We start from the raw sequence: 20,987 nt of genomic DNA, 5'->3' as shown, positions 1-20,987 counted from the left end.
CCCCGGCAGGGTACGCAAAACATGGGCAACTGGAGAACACCTGGTCATCGCGGCTTCCTATACGATCCTGGACCCGCAAATACTGACTGGTTCGTGCACCCGTCTTCGATGTGATCACGGCGAGGCATATCGAAGACGGGAAGGAACGTCCGACGGTTCGTCCGGTCGGCTGAGCGGCGAAGCCCGAACTACTGCGTGGAATCGTTCCATGCCAGTCGTAGCCCTGCGCGGAGCGTCGCTAGGGATATCTCTGGGCCGACATCTCGCAGTACGTCAGCCATCACCACCTTCAACGAGGAGGTCCGAGTAGTGGCGAGGATGGCTTGCCGGGTCTTCACCCACGCGATCTGGTCAGCCACCTTCTGCTGATCGTCCGATGAAAGATTGAGGTCTGGCGACAAGTTGAGCGTGCGCTCGTGGTATTTGAGGAGTTACTGGGACTGCTGCACGATCCGGTGACAGCGTCACCTACTCGCTGGCAGCGACTGTCGTTCGTGAACGCTGAACTGTCATTAACACACAGGGGATCCCGAGAGCAGCATCTGCCGGACCCTGTGATCTTCTGGACACCCGCAAGGTGCCGTGTCCACCGCTGCGTGTACCGAAACATGTTGGTGTGCTGCTGTTTACGGCAGTCAAGCCAGCAAGAAGTCTGCTCGGGACGTGGTGGATTCTCGGTCGATCCGGTACTGTCTGATCGTAATCTCGGCGATCGGACGAGCGATCCGCATCCGCTACGACCGCGAGCCGCACAGCGACAGCTCATCACGCTCGCTGCCTGGCTGATGTACCGCCCAGCGGGCAGTTGCTCTACCAAGGGGATTTGACTTCGAATGGGAATATTGCGACTTCTGGGGCGGCGTAAGACTTTCCAAGCAATCACTGAGCGGGACCGGTCGTGACCGAACTCTCGGTCGAGGCGGCTCGGCTGTCCGGGTTCAGGTTGGATCTACTGGATGTCGGAGCGAACCTGTCCTCCAATGCCTCGCGTCTGATGCCCGAGATCAGATTGCCAGACGGAACATCGGGACTTCTCGCTGAGCTCGCGCCACCACTGGCAAGATTTCATTCCTCGGTCGAGGCGGGGCAGCGTGCAGACCTTACTGCGATCCAAGCTCTCGCTGATGGGCTGTCGACAGCGGCATCTGGATATCAAACGACAGACCGGGAAAACGCCAACGATCTGGCTGACGTCGGAGGGCAAGCCCGCCCCGTTGGTCAGTCTGCCGACGTCGAACCCGTTCGGTATACCTCACTGCAGCTGCCGGTGCTCACCAACACCGAACCTGTTCAGTACTCGGTCCGTCAAGCGGTAACTGCGGCCATTGATTCGATCTCGTGCTATGACGATGCGATCATGGCTGCAGTCGGCGTCAAGCCCGCAGCTGACTACCTGACTCCGCTCGAAGCCGACTGGGAGTCGTTGAAGGCTGTGGGCAAGCAAGTGCGACTCCTCGGGATTAACGACTATGTCGCATCCGAGAACCTATCCGGCGGTACGAGGTGGCTCCGGACTGACTGGTCTGGCGATGCTGCCCAGGCGTTCGAGACGAGTGCGAGTGCCTCCTCGAAGTCGTTGTCCGAGCGCAGCAACGACATGGAGGCCGTCGGCCAGATAATCGAAGCAGCTGCTGCCCTGCTGGAGCGTCTCGTATGCAATCAAGCCGCAGAACTCAGCGGGGGTCTGGCTACGTCGATCACCCTGCTCGATTTCACGTTTCCCTTGGGGATTTGGGCTCAAGCACTGGCTGAGCCGATCGAGGAGTCGCTGCGATCGAAGATCTCATCCGAACTAAATACCCTCCTCTCGGCCGCCAAGTCTCGCCAGGACCAAATCCGGACAGCGATCGGGCAGGTCTCCCAGGCATTGGAATACTCGCCAGGTCGCGTAACTCCTGTATTTTCGTCCAGCGATTTCATCGCACCAGCCCGCGCCGTCGCGGACATGGGAACGCGGCGCTACGGATACAGCAACAACATATGGTGGGAGAACAGCCTTGCATCCGCCGCCTGATCCGCCGAAGAAGAACCAGGCCGCCTGGGGTTCACGTACGGGCATCGCCGACAAGATCGAGGCCAGAACCTATAAGACTATTGACTCCTTTATTGCGATGCAGTTCTTCGTGAATGGCGGATACCCATTTTCGGCGGACCTCCTCAAGTTCTACCTGTCCAACCCTGGTCCGAACTCGGATTTCACGATCAAGCCGGAGTTCTTTCAGAAGACGGTGGATACCGCGGATGTCAAAGGCGTCGTAGCGCGGTGCCTCGACAGCATCATTGAACAGGCAAGGGCGGATCCGCAGGTCGGGGTTGTTCGTGAGCTCACATCCAACTGGATAGGTGCCGGTCCGACGGAGAACCAGGATGTCGAATTCGGGATCGGCCATTTCGACGTCGCTGTTGGAAGCGACACGGTTGTCCGCTCTGCGGATGATGGTCTTCAGGCTGAAGTGCGCTACAAGGTGTATGTTTGGGACTACTATAATTTTGAAGCGAAGAACTGGATCCCATTCGGCAACGTGAAGAGAAATACCGCAAATGAAATCGGTGCTCACATGCGTGATCTCGAAGAGATCGGATGGGCGCGAAGTTATGTGGCGCGCGGGGAGTCCGACACCATCCAAACATGGGTTCAGAAGCTGTGAAGCGAAAGTTCGGTGGGGTTGCTCTGGCTGTGTCGGTCGTTTCGGCGGCATTCGTGATGGTGGGCTGTGCGAGTCAACGTTCAGATCTGCGCGCACTTGAGTCGTGCGGTTCCTTTCGGTTCCCAGCGGGAGCTGAACTGGCTGAGTATGAAGTTCGAACATCCTTCGGGGACGAGACCATGGTCGCGGTCGTCAAAGTTCCTGCCAATGAATTCAATGAATTCAAGGCAGGATCGAGTATCGACCGATTCACCCCCGGTGTACCGGAGTATTCGAAGGATTACTGGCGTAACACAAAGAATTTCCCAGCCCTTGAATCGGGGCACGCTGAATACGCCGATGAAGGCGGTGTATCTCAGACTCGATGGGTCGCACATTCGAGCGGAGGCGCGACCGAGATTATCTTTGTCCGGGCAGTGTGTTGACCTCGATCGGCTTCGCGGGTGGTGTTCTGGCCTGATCAGGTTCGACTCTCCCCGGACCGCAGACTCTGGGCCTGCTCCGACTCGGCTACACGTCGGTGACCGCCATCGGATACCAGCGCCGCACTCCTGAACGAGCTGCGAGACCACGCCAGCCGCCACGGCGAGGGCCACGCCATCCGCACCGTCCACGCCGACTTCCGCGATGCCCTGCCCCGCCTCGTCGATCCCGGCACGACGGTGTTCATCTCGCCTGGCACGCCCCAGACCGGGGCCCCACCCCGGTCGAAGAATTCCGCATGGTGCTCGACCAGCGCAATCAACTTGTCGCACTGATCGAGCGAATCACAAATGCCGCAGCCCAGGTCCACTGCTACCGACGGACTGTCGCCGGCGACCTGCAACCCCAGCCGACGCAGGAGATCGGCCTGCGCCGCCGCGGTCGCGTCGATATCACCACCCGACATCCAGGTGTAATGCTCGGCGAGTAGCTGGTCGTAGTGGTCGGCAGCGGTAGTCATGGCATCACCCTGCCGTGGCGGTAACCTCATGGCCGGTACAAGAAATGGACCGAGGTGTGTATGGGACGCGGACCCGAATATTGCCCGGTATCGGCAGGGGTCGATGTGGTCTGAGCTCGATGGACCCTGCCGCTGGTGCGCGAGCTGTTGCTCGGGTCGCATCGGTTCAACGACATTCATCGCGGGCTGCATGGCATCAGCCGCACCCTGCTGTCTGCGCGGCTGCGTCGGTTGCAGGGCATCGGGCTGGCATCCCGGATGGCCGATGCCGACGGGCGACCCGAGTATCGGCTCACCCAGGCCGGAGCCGCGCTCGAACCCTTGATATGGCAGCTCGGTGATTGGGCGCGCCGATGGCATTTCGGGGACCCTCGGCCCGAGCAACTCGACCCCGGGTGGGCACTGTGGCGACTGCGGCAGTTCGTCCGCACCGAATACATTCCTGCCCAGCGTGTTTCGATCGAGTTCATCCTCGACAGTCCCAGTGGGGCCGAGGAACACGGCTGGCTGGTACTCGCTCAGCACGATGTCAGCGCCTGCTTGCGCCACCCTGGGTACGACACCGATCTGTGGGTTACCACCGAACTCCGTGAGTTGCACTGCTTGGTGGCCGGGACCTCCAGCCTCGATGACGCTTTCCGCGCGGGCAGTTTCCGCATACACGGCGAGCCCGGTCTCGTTGCGGGATTCTCCAGCTGGTTCGATTGGCGCACAGCGATATCCGATGCGTCAGAAGTTCCCAGCAGCGCCAGCGAAATCACCGCGCCCGACAGGTGGGCAGGCGCCGAAACAGATTCGCCGACGACGATGCCCGGGCACTTCTCTCGCTGACCGGCCGGAGGCGTGAGGAACCCCGGATGGCGCTGCGCCGCCGTGACTCCTAGCTGGAACCGCTGGGCAGCAGTCCCGCCGAGCCGCTGCCGAGCTGGGCGTCTCCGGTGATCTCGACGACGAGGGTCTTGGTGGAGGAGCCCTGGGTGGCCACGATCGTGTATGTACCCTTGGCCGGTGGGTGCCAGGTGCCGCGGATCGCGCTGCGCTGCCGGTCCGGATAGTCCAGGCGCTCGGGCGAACTGAGCTCGCGGCCGTTGATTGTCACGGTGGCGGGCAATGCGTAGTCGGAGCCGAACATCCGGGCCATGACACTGCAGTTCGCGCCTACATAATCGCAGGCGACGGGCATTCCGCTATTTCCCCAGGCGGAGATGGTGATGTCCTCCACCTCCGCCGAGGCCGCGGGAGCCAGGGTGGCCGGGAGGATCAGTGCGCCCGCCGCGAGAGCGGTCAGTCCTGCGATTCGCATGGTTCGGTGGTCCTTGCATCGGTGTGGTCAGCCCCGGCGCTCGACCGGGAACCGCGTGAAGCGGTAGCGTTCCACAGTTTCCGCGGGGCCGGTACCCCGAAAACCCAGGGCTTGACCCTGGGTTCCCGCAGCGGCGTACTCCGCGTATTCATTACTCTCGCGCTGAAAATTATCCGGCGTTGCAGGTCGGGGTCGGGGCGACGTTGCTCCAGCGGTCGAGCGTCCACTGGATGATCTGTGGGGTCAGCGGTGAGTCGGCCGCCACGAGGCTCATGTGGCTGAGGCCGGGGAAGGTGCGGTAGTCGATCGGTTCGCCCGCTGTACAGCGCGCATCGATCCAATTCTGTTGCAGCGCGGGCTTGACGAGTGGGTCGGCGAGTCCCTGCGCTACCAGCACCGGGGAGGGGAAGGGGCCGACGGGAGTCTGGCGCTTCAGCTTCGTACCGAATTCGCCCTCGAGCAGGCTATCCGGGAAGACCTGAATCGGTATCTGTGAGCCGCGCAGGAGCGCAGAAAGGGCGTCTCTGCCGTTGAAGCACAGGTTTCGGATCTTCTCGACCCCGCGCTCCGAACCCGGGGTCAGGTGCTCGCTGAGCCGCAGTTCGGGGTAGAGGCGATTCCAGGTATTCGCGATATATGCCGAGATGGTCTTGCCGCCGACCTCGGTCTTGTCGGACTCCGCGAGGCCGAAGAGGTCTGCGGCCGGGGCGAAGGCTGCGACGCCTTTCACGTCCAACTCGGGGGCGTAACTGCGCGCGATCTGCCCGGTCCACAGAGCTGCTTGGCCACCCTGCGAGTGCCCCCATACCACCGTGTCGGTGGTCGTCGAGATCTCGTCGAATTCCCGCGCCGCCCGCGAGGCGTCGAGCACGTTGCGCGCCTCGGCCTCCCCGACCAGGTACGGGTGGCTGCCCTGCGTCCCGAGCCCGATGTAATCCGAGGTCACCGCGACCCAGCCGTGCTGGGTCACCATCTCCCTGAGTGCGGTTCCGGCGCCGTCGTCGAACGGCGCGGCGGCGAGCGACGGCGCGCATTTCGGCTCGATACCGGTCGTGCCGTGGGCGACGGTCAGCAGCGGATACGGATCGGCCGACGGTTTCTCAGGGGCGAGGATCGTGCCACTGGACACGGCAGCCGTGCCATCGGGATGCGTTGTCGTATAAAGGATTCGCCACCCACGCGCACCATCGGGAACGCCCTCGTCGAGGGGCTCGGTGCGTAGTAGTCGGCCCGGTTGGGCAGGCGTATTCGTCGGCGCCGTATAGAAGGGGCCGGGTTCGGGCAGTGGCACGCCTGAGAGAAGACGAACGCTGCCGTAGGCGAGCAGCAACGCGATCGCGAGTGCCGAAACGGCGGCGACAGTGCGGGTCCAGCCGCGCCGGTGTCGATGCGCGTCGGAGTGTGCTCGGAACCCGAGAAGTGCGGTGAAGAGCAGCTGCAACCCGAGGAATACGAACCACGCCGCGAGCCCGAACCGGAACAGCACGACGGTGAGGACAGGCCAGGAGAACGCGACCACGCCGACGGTGATACTCGCGAGCGCGGTGAGGCCCGCGGTGATCCGCCGATCGATACCGCCGGGACGAGCCGCTTCGCCCGCTTCGTCACCGCGCACCACCTGCCACACGGCGAGCAGCCCGTGCACGATGAGCGCCGCACCGATCAGGAAGGCGAGTCCCGGTGCGCCGACGCTCGGCCAGACCGCCATCGCCACGCCCAAGACGACGAGAACGCCACCGAGCGCCCGCGCATGGAGCGGAACGGCGCCCGGCCTCGACTCCCCACCTTCTGCGACGTGGGGGATCAATGCGGCAGCAATTCCCACGAGTGCGAAGCCGATACCGGTGACTAGGGCGACGGTCTGCACCCGCATCGGGACGAGGACCAGCAGCGCACCCACCGCGACGGCCGCGGTTCCGATCGCAACGCGAAGCGGTGTCGACAGCCTCGACACGCGGCGGCCTATGGAGGACGTCGCGCCGCGCTCGGAACCCGGCATTGCCTCGTTCAACGAATCGCCGTTCAACTCGGACCCTTTCGCTGCCGGTTCTGCCACTACTCTCATCGCCTGATCGTTCGCCGCGACCGAGAGGAGTAGCACTCGGTGGAGAACGAAGAATATCGCCCGGCTCGGTCAGATCGGAGTTGCCGAGCCCATCCCGACCACGGCATATACCGCAGTCAGGTCGTCATAGGCCCTCGGTCAGAGTTCGGTAATCGTCGATCCGATGGCCGGTCCGCCAAGGGCGCGCCGCGCCCGATACCAACCAGCGCCGCCACCACGACGGATGCTTCAGCACGATGGGGAGCACCGGGAGGGGATCGTCGGCTCGACGGTAGCGAACTCCCGCTACGCTCCACGACCACCCAGAGGTGGATATCGCGGATCTGCAACCCGTTCACCCACCCGTGGCCTGCATGCGCCATGCTTGTCCTGTGGTTATCGCGTCTGATGTCGTCCCCGTGCGTGGCAGTGAGTACTCGGTCCTGTTGCGCCGTGTCCGGGAGGCGGACCTGCTCGACCGGCAAGTGGGGTACTACGGGTGGAAGAGCGCGCTGACCGCGACCGCCTTCGTTGCTGGTTGGGCGGCATTTTTCGCTATCGGTGACTCGTGGTGGACGCTGGTGGTCGGGGTGTTCCTGGCGGCGGTGTTCTCGCAGATCGCGTTCCTCGGCCACGATGCCGGGCACAAGCAGATCTTCGCCGGGCGTCGGGCCAACTACCTGTACGGGCTCATCGCGGGCAATCTCGCCATCGGGCTGAGCATCGGGTGGTGGACCAGCAACCACAACCGCCATCACGCCCACCCCAATACCGAGGGCATGGACCCGGATGCGATGGGCGTGCTCGCGTTCTCCGGTGACCGCGCGCGGGCCGGAACTGGCTGGCGCCGATTCATTTTCCGCTACCAGGCGTGGCTGTTCTTCCCGCTGCTGCTGCTCGAAGGCGGCAGCCTGCACTGGAAGAGCATCGTCGCGGTGTTCCGCTGGCCGATCCCGAACCGCATCTGGGAGGGCGTGCTGCTCGCTGCCCACTTCATCGGCGTGCTCTCGGCGGCGTTCCTGGTGCTGTCGCCGGGTAAAGCGTTGGTGTTCATCGCGGTTCAGCAGGGCCTGTTCGGTCTGTACATGGGCTCCACCTTCGCCCCGAACCACAAGGGCATGGAAGTTCTGCCCGAAGGCGACAACACCGACTTCCTGCGCAGGCAGGTGCTCACCTCACGCAATGTGCGCGGCAGCTTCCTCGTCGACACCGCGATGGGCGGCCTGAACTACCAGATCGAGCACCACCTGTTCCCGTCGATGCCCCGTGCCAACCTGCGCCTCGCCCAGCCGATGGTTGCCCAGTTCTGCGCGGAGATCGACGTCCCCTACTGCGAGACCGGCCTGTTCGAGTCCTACCGCCAGGCGATGGCCCACCTGAACGAGGTCGGCCGCCAGACTGTGCGGTAACGCCTACTGGCCGACCGCCTCGTTGTAGGCGGCGGTGAGTTCGGCGAGCACCCCGTCGTCGGGAAGCGGCGCGCCACGCAGGTGGGTGGCGCGCAGTTCATCCATGAATCGGTCCCACATCGGGGCCCCGCCCGCGGCGAGCAACTCCGCGCGAACGGTCAGCTCCGGGGTCGTGTGCAACCACCGCGCACCCCACGCACCCAGTGCGGCCAGCACCGGAACGAGCTGAATCGCGGCCTCGGTGAGGTGATATTCGACCTTCTGTCGATGGCTCGGGTCGTCGTCGCGAGTGAGCAGACCCGCGGCGACGAGTTTGGTCAGGCGCGCGGCCAGGATGTTCGAGGCGATGCCCTCGACGGACCCGGTGAGCAATTCCCGGAAGTGCGTCTGCCCACCGAACATGATGTCGCGCACGATGATCAGGCTCCAGCGGTCGCCGAGCAGCTCGACCGTCAGATTGATCGGGCAGCCCGACTTGCCCGGCGGTACGGGCAACTTTTCTTGGGCAACTGGTTGCGGCATAGGATCAGTCTAGGATACGTTCGTCACTGCTTGCACAGTGCAATCAGAAAGGGCACCTCGATGGCTCAGATGGTTCGCGTTCAGAACTTCAGCATTTCCAGCGATGGGTACGGCGCGGGGGAGGGGCAGAGTCTCGACCGTCCCTTCGGGCACGCCGACCCCGCTGACTTCATGTCCTGGGCGGGCGCCACCGCGCACTGGCCCAACCGCACCGATCCCGGCGGCACCTATGGCCTCGACGACTACATCACGCGCGACTTCGCCTTCAACATCGGCGCGGAAATCATGGGCCGCAACAAGTTCGGGCCGTTCCGTGGCCCATGGGAGAACTACGACTGGCAGGGCTGGTGGGGCGACACCCCGCCGTTCCACACACCGGTCTTCGTTCTCACCCACCACGAGCGTCCGTCATTCACCCTGGCCGACACCACTTTCCACTTCATCGACGCCACCCCGAAGGACGCACTGGCCCAGGCTCTCGACGCCGCCGACGGCAAGGACGTTCGCATCGGCGGCGGCGTCGCCACGGTCCGCGAGTTCCTCGCCGCCGATCTCATCGACGCGATGCACATCGCCGTCGCACCGGTGAAAATCGGTGCGGGCGAACGACTGTGGGAAAGCTCGAACGAATACGACGACCGCTTCCACCACGAGCAGATCCCCAGCCCCAGCGGAGTGGTACACCACTTCTTCTGGCGCCGATAAGTACCGTCTGACCTGCGCGGCAGCGATAATAGCGTGGTGCCAACAGATCCCGTGCTGCTCGACAACCTGACGCTGGAACAGTCCTCGGTAGTCGCGAACAACGCGATGAATCGCGGCCGAGGACTGTCCGGCGTCAACAGCTACACCCGAGAACTCGGTTTCGACCCCTACGAGATACTCGCCGAATGCCTGCGCGCCGACCCCACGGCTCGGGTCACGTGGGTCGACGTCTGCTGCGGTTCGGGGCGCGCGCTGCTCGAGGCAGAGGAGCGATTCGACCGAGAATTCCCGACCGCCGACGTGACCATCATCGGCCTAGACCTCGTCGACTTCTTCCTGAACAAACCCCGCACCCGCCGTCTGCACCTGATCGCCACCTCGGCAACAACCTGGACCCCACCCAGCAAGGCCGACCTCGCGACCTGCGTACACGGCTTGCACTACATCGGCGACAAGCTGGCCCTCATCGAGGCGATGACGAACTGGCTCGCCCCCACCGGCCTCTTCGCCGCCGACTTCGACCCCGCCGAAATCCGCCACCCCAACGGCTCACCGGCCGCCGAGGCCGTCATCGAAACCCTGCGAGCGGCAGGCCTGACCTACAACCGCCACCGGATCCACGGCCACGGCCGCCCTGAGTTCACCGCCACCTACCTCGGCGCCGACCCGACGGCAGGACCTGGCTATACCGGCCAACCCTCGGTGATCTCCTACTACGACTGGTGATTCCGTCCAAGAATCTGTCAATGCTCGCAGAGGGAGAACTCTCGTTCGTACAGCTCGTCGTTGTGTTCGTCGATGAAGAACTTCCGCTCTCGCATCAGTTCTTCGCGGAATTCCTCGGCCTGGGCTGGCGTCATCGTCGACGTGGGTGACCACGGTTGTTGGGGCGGGATGTCGGAGGTCGAGACGATGGTGATCGACGGGTCTACCAGGAAGAAGGCCAGGATTTTGCGGTGGCCGTTTCGGGTCGGGTCCTGGAGTCGGAACGGGGCGACGCGATGTTGGAGGATGTTCGGGAAGGCCACGCAGCGACCTGCGGTGGCCTGGACTGATCCCAAGTCCTGGTTGAGGATGTCCTCGTCGGCGAGACCGAAGACCTCGCGCATCCCGGTCTCGTCGTTCTGCTGGTACTCCGGGTCGTCGACGGCGGCGCGGAAACCGAGCACGCTGTCGGTGATGTTCTCGTTGTCCCAGTAGTAGATTCCGGTGGCGACGATGCGCTCGTTGAGCATTGCTTCGACGTGCCACGAACCGCCGGGGTATTCCGGCTTCTCGGGTGTGAGGTGAATGTTGGCGAGTTTGACGATGACCTGCAACCGGCGGCCGTTGAGGTCGACTCGGACGGTGTCGTCGGCGGGCGTCGGCGGCTCGAAGACGGGGGCGTCGGGGATGGCCGGTCGGCGGTTCTCCCACCAGTGGTTCCAGGCCTCTTCGTAAGCTTCCTCGGCTTCGTCGCTCTCCTCGGTCGGCTGGGTGGGTTCGCTGTCGTCGTACCAGGTGAACGGGTTCACGTCGATGCGAACAGGCCGTGGTTGCCGAAGGTCGGTGAGTACATTCGCCAGCAGGGGGAGCATGCGCGCGAAGAGTTCCGGCAGTACGGATTCGAGTGCGTGATGGCGAGCCGGGTCGACGTTGTTGACGTAGGAACGGAAGGCAACGTCGCCACCGTCTGTGACGTCGACGTCGGTGGGCAGCCATTGGAACTTCTTCGAGTACGCGTACTTGGCATCGTTGGTCGCCGGGCTGGGCCACGGTGCGTCGGCGGGACGGCTGACGCCGCGGACCAGGCAATACAACGACGGGTGGACGAGATTGCGCACCTGACCGTTCGAACCGGGATGCCAATCCTGTTCGGCCGCGGGGACATCTTCCAGTACCCGCGCCGCCTCGCCCAGTCGAGCACGCAACGCCTCGTCGATCAGCGTGTCCGACTGCCACACCCCATCGACAGCGGATACCTCGATCCCGGCCGTCTCGTCGCGCAGCCCGGCGTAGTACGCGAGTTCATCGAGCACATAGCGGATCTGGGCCTCCGTCAGTCCGAGCTCGGCGGCTTCCCGAGTCCACCGGGCGACGATGTCGGCGTCGTTGATCTTCTGATGCCACTGGAACTTCGCCCGGATCGCGGCACTCAATCGCATCATCTCCAGCTCGCGCACCGTCCGGACCGGCGCGACAGCCACCAGATAAGCGACACGAAAGGGCAAGGGAAATGGGACGAGCTGGGTCAATTCTCTATTCTCTCAACAGTTCTGGCGAGCAAGACGAGGCGCATGCCGGACACGACACTAGTTGACGCGGAGATCCTCACAGGCGTGGGTCCGTAGGCACCGATTCCATGGCGAGGATCGCGAAAACCAATTCGTGGACTCGCCACAGCGGCTCGCCGGTAGCGACGGCATCCAGGGCAGCCAGGCCGAGGGTGTGTTCGCGGATGGCGAGGGTGCGTTTGCGGCTCAGGGTGCGGTCGCGAAGGCGGGCGAGGTGATCCGGGGTGGTGTAGTCGGGGCCGTAGATGATGCGCAGGTATTCGCGGCCTCGGCATTTGATACCCGGTTGGGCGAGTTTGCCTTTGGCGCGGTGAGCGAGACCGGCAAAGGGCTTGATGACCATTCCTTCGCCGCCCGCCGCGGTCATCTCGAGCCACCAGGCGGTGGCTTCGGCTTCGGCGGTGGGGTCGGACAGGTCGACGATTCGGCGGCCGGTGGGACGGAAGGTCACGGGGTCGGCCGCCACCAGTCGGTCGCTGATGTCGAGGTGCCAGCCGTGGTCGCGGTCGGCGTAGGTGGCGCCTTCGGAGGCGAGGAGGGCGAACGGGGCGATCTGTACGCCGTCGAGTCCGGTTGTCGGCCAGCAGTATTGACGGTAGGCCGTGGTGAACTTGTCTGCGTTCTCGGCGCGGGCAACCGTGCGCTCACGCAGTGTGCCGAGGTCGAGCCCACGGGACAGACCGGCGTCGAGTGCCGCGACGGCGGACGGAAGTGCGGACCGCGCGGCCGCACCGGCAGCTGCGTACTGGGTGCGAATCAGTCCGGCAGCCTTGGCCGACCAGGGCAGCAGTTCGCAGTCCAGGAGCAGCCAGTCCGAATCCAGTTCGTCGAAAAGTGGTGCAGCGGCAGCTCGTACGCGTTCGAGGAGCGTTTCGGTCAGGACAGAATCGTTGAAGAACGACCGCCCGGTGCGGGTGTAGATCGCACCGGAGCCCTCGACCCCGAACCGAGCCGCTGCCCCGTCACGGCACACGAGCACCACGGCCCGCGACCCCATGTGCTTCTCCTCGCACACCACCTTCTCCACACCCGCCGCGCGGTAGTCGGCGAATGCCTCCGTCGGGTATTCGAGATAGCCCCCGACAGTCGAGGTCGACGGCGGGGACATGGTCGGCGGCAACCACAGCAACAGCCGAGGGTCGATCGCGAACCGGCTCATCACCTCGAGCGCGGCCGCCGAGTTCTCGGCATCGACGATCACCGTGCCGTAATCGGTGCGGATGTGCCTGCGCCCGGTGACGTCGGCGAGGTCGAGAGTCTCATTGTCGCACGCGGATTCCGCGTCGGCGAGCGGGCGGATCGGCTCGTAGTACATCCGCTCGGCCTGCACCGCGACGAACGTCTTCTCGGGATAGCGCATCGCCGTCAGCTCGCCGCCGAACACCGCGCCGGTGTCGAGGCAGACGGTGTTGTTGATCCACTCCACCTTCGGCGTCGGCACGTGCCCGTAGACGACCGTCGCCGCACCGCGATAGTCTCGCGCCCACGGATAGCGCACCGGCAAGCCGTATTCGTCTGTCTCCCGCGTGGATTCGCCGTACAGGCAGAAGTCGCGAACCCGCCCGGACGCGCGACCGTGGTACGCCTCTTTGAGTCCGGCGTGTGCGACGACGAGCCGCCCACCGTCCAGTCGCAGGTGGCTCACGAGGTCATGGATCCACTGCGCCGCGGAATCGATGAATGCCGGTGTCTCGCGTTCCAATTGCTCGAGCGTCTCCGCGAGGCCGTGCGACACCGTGACGTTCTTGCCACGCAACTTCTTGAGCAGCTTCTGCTCGTGATTGCCCGGTACGCACAGCGCATTGCCGCTCGCGGTCATCCCCATCACCAATCGCAGCACGCCCGGCGAATCGGGGCCACGGTCGACGAGGTCACCGACGAACACCGCCTGACGCCCCTGCGAATGGGTGGCATCGACCGGACGGCCCGCCTCGTCGCGAACCAGCGTCCACCCGAGTTCGCCCAGCAGCGTTTCCAATTCGGCCCGGCAACCGTGCACATCGCCGATGATGTCGAACGGCCCGGTGAGTTCGCGCCGGTCGTTCCACGCCTTCTCGTAGGTGATCGTCACCTCGGACGGATCACTGACGACGTGCACCTTGCGAAAACCCTCGCGGCCGAGCTCGCGCAGCGAACGCCGCAGGTCCTGACTCTGCCGCTTGAGCACAGTGCGCCCGAAGTCGCGATCGGAGCGGCCCTGAGTACGCTCCCACGCGACAGCTTCGGGTGTATCGATCACGATCGCGACCGGCAGCACATCGAAAGACCTGGCCAAAGCGACCAATTCGGCCCGCGCGTGCTTCTGCACATTGGTCGCGTCGATGACGACCCGCCGACCGGCGCGCAGCCGGAGTCCGGCGATGTGGCCGAGCGCGTCGAAGGCGTCCTTCGTCGCGGACTGGTCGTTCTCGTCATCGGCGACCAGACCGCGGAAGAAGTCCGACGACAGCACCTCGGTGGGCTTGAAGTGCTCACGGGCGAAGGTGGATTTGCCGGAACCGGAGATGCCGACGAGGGCGATGAGCGACAGTTCGGGGAGGTCGATGTTCATTTACGCGGCCTTCCGGAAAAGCGCGAGCTGGGTGGGCGAGCCGGTCTGCGGGTCGAGGTCGCCGACCGGGCGGATGTCGACGATGTAGCCGAACTTCTCGGCGACGCGGGCGCTCCAGGCGGCGAATTCCGCACGGGTCCACTCGAATCGGTGATCGTCGTGGCGGTGGCCGTCGAGGGTTTCGTAGTGCACGTTGTATTCCACGTTCGGCGTCGTCACGATCACCGCGCCGGGTGCGGCGTGTCCGAAGACGGCGCGTTCGAGTGCGGGCAACCGGGACTCGTCGACGTGTTCGATCACCTCCATGAGCACCGCCGCGTCGAAACCTCGCAGCCGGTTGTCGTGATAGGTCAGGGCCGACTGGATCAGCGTGATCCTGGCCCGCTGCCGATCCGACATCCGATCGAACTTCAAGCGCCGCTCCGCCATCGTCAGCGCCGCGCTGGAGACATCGGCCCCGACGATTTCGGTGAACCGCGCCTCGGCTTGCAACTCGAGCAGCAGAGCGCCCGGGCCACAACCGAGATCGAGGACCCGCGATGCTCCGGTCTCGGCCAGTGCGGCGAGCACCGCTTCCTTGCGGAGCCTCACCAGCGGCGTGCGGCGTTCGGTGGCTTCGACGCGTTCGACCGCGTCCTCGGGGATTTCGGCATCGTCGACCACCTCGTCCACCGAGCGCAGACGTTCCAACGCCGACAGCATCAGTGTCCGTCGCCCGGCCAGATAGCGTCGGGCGATCAGCTCGCGGTCGGGGTGGCCACCGAGCCAGCACTCGCCCGCGCGCAACAGCTTGTCGACCTCGTCGGCGTCGACCCAGTAATGCTTGGCGTCGTCGAGCACCGGCAACAGCACATAGAGGTGGTTCAGTGCCTCTGCCAGCCGCAGGGTCCCGGTCAAGCGGAGGTGGGTGTAGGGCGAAGGGCCCCATTCCGGGAATTCCGGATCGAGCGGCACCGATGTGGTCGACACCGTCCAGCCCAGCGGCGCGAACAGCCTCTCGACGATCTCGGTCCCGCCCCGGCACGGCACGGCCGGCACCTCGATCTCCAACGGAATCGCCTGCTCCGCCAACTCTTTACGGTCCCGGCTCGTGCCGTTCAGCGCCGACCGGAACACCTTGCCCAGCGCCACCGACAGCAGACTCGACGCCACGTACGGCCGATCGTTCACATAGCGCCCGAGTGCGGACCCGTTGTGCCCCTTGGCCGGGCGCGCCAGCTCCACCGGGTCGACCTCCAGCAGCAACGCCACGGTGCAGCGGTCCACATCGGCCTGTGGATAGAAGACGTGTGCCGTGCCGCCGGTGGTCGTGAACGACTGCACGCGGTCGGGATGTTTGACCACGAGGTATCCGAGGTCGGTCGCCGGCGTGTGAGTCGTGGAGATCGTCAAGAGCACTTGATGATCCTGTCACGCCCCGCCAGCGGTTTTCGCTGTGTTGTCAGATCATCGGAAATCGAACGACGGGGGGATGGCGACGATCGTGGCAGCCGCCCACACGCCGTACACGGGCAGGTAGTCGGTCTGCCAGCGTTCGAGAGCGGCGAAGGTCTTCGTGCCGCGCACGAACCCGAAACCGAGGTGGCCCGACCAGATGAGGTTCACCAGCAGCACCACGTTCAGTCCGAGCGCGACCACCTTGTTCGGAGTGGAACCGAATTCGGCGATCCGGGTGAGCATGGCGGCCAGCATCACGACGTCGACGACCAGTGCGGTCACGACGAGGAGTAGTTGCAGGCGGTCGAAGAAGGCGGGTGGGGTCAGCGGATCGCGGGCGGAGATCGTGTAGAGGAGCAGGCCCAGGACCAGCACGAGGATCAGGTCCATCAGGATGAGCAGGTCACGGTCGATCGCGGTCAGGCTGTGGGTGGTCGCGAGGGCGGCGAGCAGCGCGAAGAGCATGATGATGGTGAGCGGGGTGAAGACCCTCGTGAGCACCGGCGCGATGTTCTCCACGACGTTCTGCTTGGCCTCGACCAGCCAGGCGGCGACGATCACCGCGCCCGCGATGCCGAAGGGCAGCACCCAGTCCTCGATCACCGGCTCGATATCGAAGTCGAGGGTTCCGAACGCGCCGACCGTCAGTCCGATCAGCACGCCGCCGCCGAGCGCCAGCAATGTCAGGTAGACGAACCATTCCCCGGTGAACCGGATGAAATCCATCCGCCGCCGCCCGGATCGCCAGTCACCGCCGGCGTAGGCGAGGCCGACCGCCAACCACAGCAGGATCGGCGCGTGGATGGCGGCGATGATCTCGGTCGCCCCTTCGGGCTCGAACGGAGAGAGGTTCAGGACCAGCGCGGTGAGTGCGAACGGCACGAGCAGCACGGCGGCCACCCGTGCGGAAACCTGGCGCTTCCACGCGAAATATGCGGCGAGGAAGGGTAATACGAGCAGGCTGAGGTTGCGGCCGAGCGCGGGGCCGTCCAGCCAGGTGAGGCCGGCCTTCACCGTGAGCGCCGCTCCTACGGCGAGGGCGAGAACCACCATCAGCTCACGATTACCCGCACCACCCTCGGACTCCTCCGGGACCAGAACGAGCTGCTTCCAGAGTCTTTCGGAATGCTCGAGCGCGAACTCGCGCGAGATAGCGTCCATGCTGCCCATCCGTTTCACCGCGACGAGAAAGGCCTCGTCGCCGGACAGACCACCGGCCCGCAGGGTGGAGATCTGTTCGCGCAGATGGTCTTCCATCTCGTCGACATCGGCGACCGAAATCGCACGATGGCGCTGGACGTACCCGCGCCACTGATCGATATGGGCTTGCAGCTCGGTCTCCATCACGCCCATCCCTTCTCGACCGGTCCGGTGGCGCTGCGCCAGACCTGGTCGAGTGCCTCGGCGACCACGCTCCATTGGGCTTGTCGTTCGGCGAGCGCGGCTCGGCCGGAATCGGTGATCAAGTAGTGCTTGCGCCGACGTCCGCCTTCGGACACCCGCCATGTCGACGACACGTGCCCGAGCCGTTCCAGTCGGTGCAGCAGCGGATACAGCATCCCGTCGGTCCACTGCATCCGTCCGCGTGAGAGCTGGTTGACCTGCTCGAGGATGGCGTATCCGTACGACTCGCCCTCGGCCAGAATTCCGAGCACCAGCGGCGTCGCCGAGGCTGCCACCAGGTCTTTGTCTATCCGCATGGCACTCCTATACCTAGAAGATCTATGTCATAACCTAGCAGATCTAGGTATATGGGGGTGAATGTCGCACCCTGGGGTGAGGATTTCGTTGAATCGCCTAACGACCGTGTGGAGGGCCCCGATGAAGTCTGCAGATACGCGCTACAGCGCGTAGGGGACACAGAATCGAGGAACCATGAAGAACGCAGTTCGGATGGGTGCGCTGATCGCCGTCGCCGCGGCGTTGGTCGCAGGCTGCACTGACGAGAGTGGTTCAGGGACGACCACTTCCACTTCCCGCGCGACGGCCGCCTCGTCGACGACGCGCGCGCCCGCGCCAGGCACCCAGGCTCCAGGGGCGACCGCGCCCGAGCAGACGGCCGCACCCCAGCCCGGCGCCACCACCGAGCCGGAGCCTGAAACACCGCCGGTCACACAAGCTCCCACGCTGATCCCGGCGCCCGACACCACCGCTCCCGCCCCCGCTGACAACATCAGTGGACCCGGTCGGTGCGTAGACCCGGCCTCGACCGGTGTGCAGAACGCCCTCGCGAGCCTCGAGGGAAACTGGGTCGCCGGACAGGCTTCCACTGATCAACCGGGTAGCTGTGGTCAGCTGTTGTATGTGCGCGCTATCGGCGGCAACTCCGCGGGCGCGCCGATCCACATCCTGTTCTTCCGCAATGGAAAGTACCTGGGCACAGGCACTTCCGAGCCGTATGCCTTCACCACCGTCGTCGGGTCGAGCAACAACGCGGTCACCGTCGACTACCGTTGGCTCGCCGGTGACGAACCCTTTGCCGCACCCCAGGGCGGCCCCGCGACGATCACCTATTCGTGGAACGGTTCGAAGGTGGTGATGGGCGGCACGCTGCCGACCGAAGTCACCCAGCCACACCGCTGATCCGATCTCGGATGCCCTGTGCGCCGGGCAGCTGGGGGTTCAGTTGTGTGGGTGTAGCACCAACACGGTGATCTCGCTGGGTGCGAAGACCCGAAGTTGCGGACCCCAGAAGCCGGTGCCACGGCTGGTGTAGAGCTGGGTGTTGTTCGCGTGCCTGCTCAGGCCCGCGACCACGGGCTGGTCGAGCCGGACGAGGTAGTGGAACGGCCAGATCTGGCCGCCGTGGGTGTGGCCCGAGATTTGTAGCGCGACGCCCGCCGCGGCGCTGTCGGCGATCTGTTTGGGCTGGTGGGCCAGCAGAACGACCGGCAGCGAGGGGTCGGCGCCCGCGAGCGCGGCGGGCAGATCGGGGCCGTGACCTGGCAGGCCGACGCCGGTCGGGTCGTCGATGCCTGCGATGACGAGCCGGTCGCCGTCGCGGGTGAGCACGCTGTGCTGGTTGTGCAGCGGCTGCCAGCCGAGCGAGGCCATGTAGTCGATCCAGCCCTGGGCGTCCCCGAAGTACTCGTGATTGCCGGTGATGTAGAACCGGCCCAGCGGCGCCTCGACCTTGCCGAGCGGATCGACCTGCGCCTGGCGTTTCGCGACCGAACCGTCGGCGAGATCACCGGCGTGACAAGCGATATCGGGCCGCTGGGCATTGACCACCTCGACCACACGCTCCGACCAGCGCAGCCGATTCAGCGCCGCGTAGTGGGTGTCGGTGACGACCACGACGCGCAGCCCGTCGAGCCCCTGCGCCAGCCCACGGATCGCGACATCGACCGTGCGCACCCGCGGCACCCGACGCGCCTCGTACACACCCCAGCCGACCAGCACGGCCGAGGTGACCAGTACCCCCGCCGCCACGATGCGCGCACTGTCGACCCCACCGACGGCCAGCGCGCCACGCACGAACAACCCGATCACCGACCAGGAGAAGACCACCCACAGGACCCCGAGCAGGGTGTCGCCGACGATCACCGCCGGATCGGACTGCGCTGGCCCGTGCCCGAGGAACATCGTGAGGGGCAGGCACACGAGGGCGGCCACACAGACGGCCGTCCCGATCCAGAACAGCGTCCCGCTGCCGCCGGTCGGCGACGAGACCAACGTCCACCAGGGCACCCCGAACAGCAAGGCGAGGACCAGCGACAACATCATCAGGCGTACAGCGATCTTCACAGCGGTCCGTTCTCGGCAGGGGGCGGCCGGCGCGGCCACGAGTCGACCTCCCAGGGTAGCCCTCCGGCCGGGCGCCCCCTTCGCCGAGAATCCGCAGTTCCGGGCATACGTGCGAAGCGGGCTGCCCCACTTCATAATTCGATGTTCCCCGGGGATCGAGGGCGCGCTATGCTGCCCGGCAGGGCCCCGCGCGCAGGTTTCGCACCGCGGCGGGTCGAGTGGGGAAGCGGCGTGGCCGCACAACGGGAAGGTCAGTACACCGATCATGCGTGGGGTAAACAAGCTTTTTCGGGGGGTCATGGCAGGCGCCGTGGTGGCGGTGCTGCCGTTCGGCGCGTCGGTCGCGCCCGCGGCCGCCGATGCCGACCCGTCCGCGATCGACTTCCGGGTGGAGACGTCGATGGGGGAGATCAACACCAGGATCATCCGCGCGGCCGACGGCAACACCGATCGGGTGGTCTACCTGCTCGACGGCGAACGCGCCGAGGACGACCTGAACGGCTGGGAAAAGCACACCACCATCCCGGCGCAGATCGCGAAGTTCAACATCAATGTCGTGATGCCGGTCGGCGGGCAGTCCAGCTTCTACGCCGACTGGGAGCAGCCGAGCAACTTCTTCGGCGCCAACCCCGACGGGTCGCTGCTGCCGAGCGCGGACTCCGGTTCGGCGATCGGCGGCTGGGAGGACACCCGGGGCAAAACCAATACCTATCAGTGGGAAACCTTCATCACCAAGACCCTGCCGGACGCCATGAAGTCCCGGCTCGGCTTCAGCACGACCCGCAACGGTGTGGTCGGCCTGTCCAGTGGTGGTAGCGCGGCGCTGTTGATGGCGGCCTACTACCCGGAGCAGTTCACCTACGCGGGCTCGCTGTCGGGCTACCTGCACATGTCGATGCCAGGCATGCGTGAGGCGCTCGGCGGGGCGATGATCGCCAGCGGTGGATACAACATCGAGGCGATGGCGCCCGCTGGCAGCGAGAAGTGGAAGCGGATGGACCCGTACGGGTTCGTCGAGAAGCTGATCGCCAACAACACCCGCCTCTATGTCTCCGCCGGTAGCGCCAAGCCCGCCGATCAGGACCTGTCCTCGGTCGACGCGATCACCCAGGGCATGCCATTGGAAGCGATCGCCCTGGCCAACACCCGCTCGTTCGAAAAGCGCGTGACCGCACTGGGTTACGAGAATGTCAGCTACGACTTCCCTGACATCGGCATCCACAACTGGGGCACCTGGGAACAGGTCGCCATCCGCCTGATGCCGGACATGGCACGCAATATCGGCAAGCCCTTGCCCGCGGGCGCCACGCCGCCCGCCGGTGGTGCACCGCCCGCCGGCGGACCCCCGGCCGGTGGTCCGCCCGCGGGCGGCGAGCCGCCGAAGTAGCCTCTGACACCAACGAAA

Annotated in this window: 19 protein-coding genes; 9 read left to right on the top strand and 10 right to left on the bottom strand. The window is 65.2% G+C overall.

The features are described 5' to 3' along the window. Nucleotides 1–898 precede the first annotated feature (898 nt). Genes OHS03_RS21185 through OHS03_RS21175 form a run of 3 tightly spaced genes read left to right on the top strand, consistent with a single transcriptional unit; the run spans nt 899 to nt 3,073 of the window. Entirely contained in the window at nt 899–2,014 is a 1,116-nt protein-coding gene (locus tag OHS03_RS21185; protein ID WP_328656468.1) for a hypothetical protein, read from the top strand. Then, a complete protein-coding gene (locus OHS03_RS21180; RefSeq protein WP_328656466.1) occupies nt 1,998–2,648 on the top strand; it encodes a hypothetical protein in 651 nt (216 codons plus the stop codon). Before OHS03_RS21185 ends, OHS03_RS21180 begins: the two co-directional genes overlap by 17 nt. Next, complete coding sequence (locus tag OHS03_RS21175; RefSeq protein ID WP_328656465.1) at nt 2,630–3,073, top strand: hypothetical protein; 444 nt, start codon at nt 2,630–2,632, stop codon at nt 3,071–3,073. The genes OHS03_RS21180 and OHS03_RS21175 overlap by 19 nt, the downstream gene beginning before the upstream one ends. 35 nt (nt 3,074–3,108) lie before the next feature. Here the strand turns inward: OHS03_RS21175 and OHS03_RS21170 are convergent, their stop codons facing one another. Then, entirely contained in the window at nt 3,109–3,591 is a 483-nt protein-coding gene (locus OHS03_RS21170) for a hypothetical protein (RefSeq protein ID WP_328656464.1), read from the bottom strand. A 126-nt stretch (nt 3,592–3,717) separates the two neighbouring features. Between OHS03_RS21170 and OHS03_RS21165 the strand changes: the two genes are divergently transcribed. Next, nucleotides 3,718–4,422, top strand: a complete 705-nt coding sequence (locus OHS03_RS21165; protein WP_328664343.1) for a winged helix-turn-helix transcriptional regulator — start codon at nt 3,718–3,720, stop codon at nt 4,420–4,422. A gap of 49 nt (nt 4,423–4,471) precedes the next feature. Here the strand turns inward: OHS03_RS21165 and OHS03_RS21160 are convergent, their stop codons facing one another. Then, complete coding sequence (locus OHS03_RS21160) at nt 4,472–4,894, bottom strand: hypothetical protein (protein ID WP_328656461.1); 423 nt, start codon at nt 4,892–4,894, stop codon at nt 4,472–4,474. Nucleotides 4,895–5,063: 169 nt separating this feature from the next. Next, nucleotides 5,064–6,848, bottom strand: coding sequence for a lipase family protein (locus OHS03_RS21155; RefSeq protein ID WP_328656459.1), 1,785 nt, complete (start codon nt 6,846–6,848; stop codon nt 5,064–5,066). Nucleotides 6,849–7,330: 482 nt separating this feature from the next. On the opposite strand from OHS03_RS21155, the gene OHS03_RS21150 reads away from it, so the two are divergent. Then, nucleotides 7,331–8,347: a fatty acid desaturase family protein gene (locus tag OHS03_RS21150; protein WP_328656457.1), complete on the top strand. Its 1,017-nt coding sequence runs from the start codon at nt 7,331–7,333 to the stop codon at nt 8,345–8,347. A gap of 3 nt (nt 8,348–8,350) precedes the next feature. On the opposite strand, the gene OHS03_RS21145 is transcribed toward OHS03_RS21150, so the two are convergent. Continuing rightward, nucleotides 8,351–8,869, bottom strand: a complete 519-nt coding sequence (locus OHS03_RS21145) for a winged helix-turn-helix transcriptional regulator (RefSeq protein WP_328656455.1) — start codon at nt 8,867–8,869, stop codon at nt 8,351–8,353. Nucleotides 8,870–8,929: 60 nt separating this feature from the next. Here OHS03_RS21145 and OHS03_RS21140 point away from each other — a divergent pair, with 60 nt between their 5' ends. Beyond that, nucleotides 8,930–9,574, top strand: a complete 645-nt coding sequence (locus tag OHS03_RS21140; protein ID WP_328656453.1) for a dihydrofolate reductase family protein — start codon at nt 8,930–8,932, stop codon at nt 9,572–9,574. Between the two features lie 36 nt (nt 9,575–9,610). Beyond that, nucleotides 9,611–10,300 carry a class I SAM-dependent methyltransferase gene (locus OHS03_RS21135; protein WP_328656451.1) on the top strand — a complete coding sequence of 230 codons (690 nt, stop codon included), beginning with the start codon at nt 9,611–9,613 and terminating at the stop codon, nt 10,298–10,300. Between the two features lie 17 nt (nt 10,301–10,317). Here the strand turns inward: OHS03_RS21135 and OHS03_RS21130 are convergent, their stop codons facing one another. The 5 genes from OHS03_RS21130 to OHS03_RS21110 all read right to left on the bottom strand — a co-directional run bounded on the left by OHS03_RS21130 (nt 10,318) and on the right by OHS03_RS21110 (nt 17,535). Next, complete coding sequence (locus OHS03_RS21130; protein WP_328656449.1) at nt 10,318–11,808, bottom strand: DUF4246 domain-containing protein; 1,491 nt, start codon at nt 11,806–11,808, stop codon at nt 10,318–10,320. Between the two features lie 76 nt (nt 11,809–11,884). Then, on the bottom strand, nt 11,885–14,398 hold the full coding sequence (locus OHS03_RS21125; RefSeq protein WP_328656447.1) for a polynucleotide kinase-phosphatase: 2,514 nt from the start codon (nt 14,396–14,398) through the stop codon (nt 11,885–11,887). Then, on the bottom strand, nt 14,399–15,796 hold the full coding sequence (locus OHS03_RS21120) for a 3' terminal RNA ribose 2'-O-methyltransferase Hen1 (protein WP_328656445.1): 1,398 nt from the start codon (nt 15,794–15,796) through the stop codon (nt 14,399–14,401). A gap of 48 nt (nt 15,797–15,844) precedes the next feature. Next, a complete protein-coding gene (locus OHS03_RS21115; RefSeq protein ID WP_328656443.1) occupies nt 15,845–17,188 on the bottom strand; it encodes a permease prefix domain 1-containing protein in 1,344 nt (447 codons plus the stop codon). Next, nucleotides 17,179–17,535 carry a PadR family transcriptional regulator gene (locus tag OHS03_RS21110; protein ID WP_194823939.1) on the bottom strand — a complete coding sequence of 119 codons (357 nt, stop codon included), beginning with the start codon at nt 17,533–17,535 and terminating at the stop codon, nt 17,179–17,181. The genes OHS03_RS21115 and OHS03_RS21110 overlap by 10 nt, the downstream gene beginning before the upstream one ends. A gap of 175 nt (nt 17,536–17,710) precedes the next feature. On the opposite strand from OHS03_RS21110, the gene OHS03_RS21105 reads away from it, so the two are divergent. Beyond that, nucleotides 17,711–18,418 (top strand): LppP/LprE family lipoprotein, encoded by a 708-nt coding sequence (locus OHS03_RS21105; protein ID WP_328656441.1) that lies wholly within the window; start codon nt 17,711–17,713, stop codon nt 18,416–18,418. 39 nt (nt 18,419–18,457) lie between these two features. On the opposite strand, the gene OHS03_RS21100 is transcribed toward OHS03_RS21105, so the two are convergent. Continuing rightward, the gene (locus OHS03_RS21100; protein WP_328664342.1) at nt 18,458–19,561 is read right to left on the bottom strand and encodes a metallophosphoesterase; all 1,104 of its coding nucleotides are present in this window, start codon (nt 19,559–19,561) and stop codon (nt 18,458–18,460) included. A 319-nt stretch (nt 19,562–19,880) separates the two neighbouring features. Between OHS03_RS21100 and OHS03_RS21095 the strand changes: the two genes are divergently transcribed. Next, nucleotides 19,881–20,969, top strand: a complete 1,089-nt coding sequence (locus OHS03_RS21095) for an alpha/beta hydrolase (RefSeq protein ID WP_328656439.1) — start codon at nt 19,881–19,883, stop codon at nt 20,967–20,969. Nucleotides 20,970–20,987 lie beyond the last annotated feature (18 nt).

Origin of the sequence: Nocardia salmonicida (assembly GCF_036142455.1) — a bacterium.
Taxonomy (GTDB): Bacteria; Actinomycetota; Actinomycetes; order Mycobacteriales; family Mycobacteriaceae; genus Nocardia; species Nocardia salmonicida.
This window is presented reverse-complemented; position numbering and strand designations above follow the sequence as displayed.

Bases quoted from the DNA above. Each gene is read 5' to 3' on its own strand.
- OHS03_RS21175 (WP_328656465.1), top strand. From the start codon at position 2,630: ATGGGTTCAGAAGCTGTGAAGCGAAAGTTCGGTGGGGTTGCTCTGGCT.
- OHS03_RS21170 (WP_328656464.1), bottom strand. From the start codon at position 3,591: ATGACTACCGCTGCCGACCACTACGACCAGCTACTCGCCGAGCATTAC.
- OHS03_RS21160 (WP_328656461.1), bottom strand. From the start codon at position 4,894: ATGCGAATCGCAGGACTGACCGCTCTCGCGGCGGGCGCACTGATCCTC.
- OHS03_RS21145 (WP_328656455.1), bottom strand. From the start codon at position 8,869: ATGCCGCAACCAGTTGCCCAAGAAAAGTTGCCCGTACCGCCGGGCAAG.
- OHS03_RS21140 (WP_328656453.1), top strand. From the start codon at position 8,930: ATGGCTCAGATGGTTCGCGTTCAGAACTTCAGCATTTCCAGCGATGGG.
- OHS03_RS21125 (WP_328656447.1), bottom strand. From the start codon at position 14,398: ATGAACATCGACCTCCCCGAACTGTCGCTCATCGCCCTCGTCGGCATC.
- OHS03_RS21115 (WP_328656443.1), bottom strand. From the start codon at position 17,188: ATGGGCGTGATGGAGACCGAGCTGCAAGCCCATATCGATCAGTGGCGC.
- OHS03_RS21110 (WP_194823939.1), bottom strand. From the start codon at position 17,535: ATGCGGATAGACAAAGACCTGGTGGCAGCCTCGGCGACGCCGCTGGTG.
- OHS03_RS21105 (WP_328656441.1), top strand. From the start codon at position 17,711: ATGAAGAACGCAGTTCGGATGGGTGCGCTGATCGCCGTCGCCGCGGCG.
- OHS03_RS21100 (WP_328664342.1), bottom strand. From the start codon at position 19,561: ATGATGTTGTCGCTGGTCCTCGCCTTGCTGTTCGGGGTGCCCTGGTGG.
- OHS03_RS21095 (WP_328656439.1), top strand. From the start codon at position 19,881: ATGGCAGGCGCCGTGGTGGCGGTGCTGCCGTTCGGCGCGTCGGTCGCG.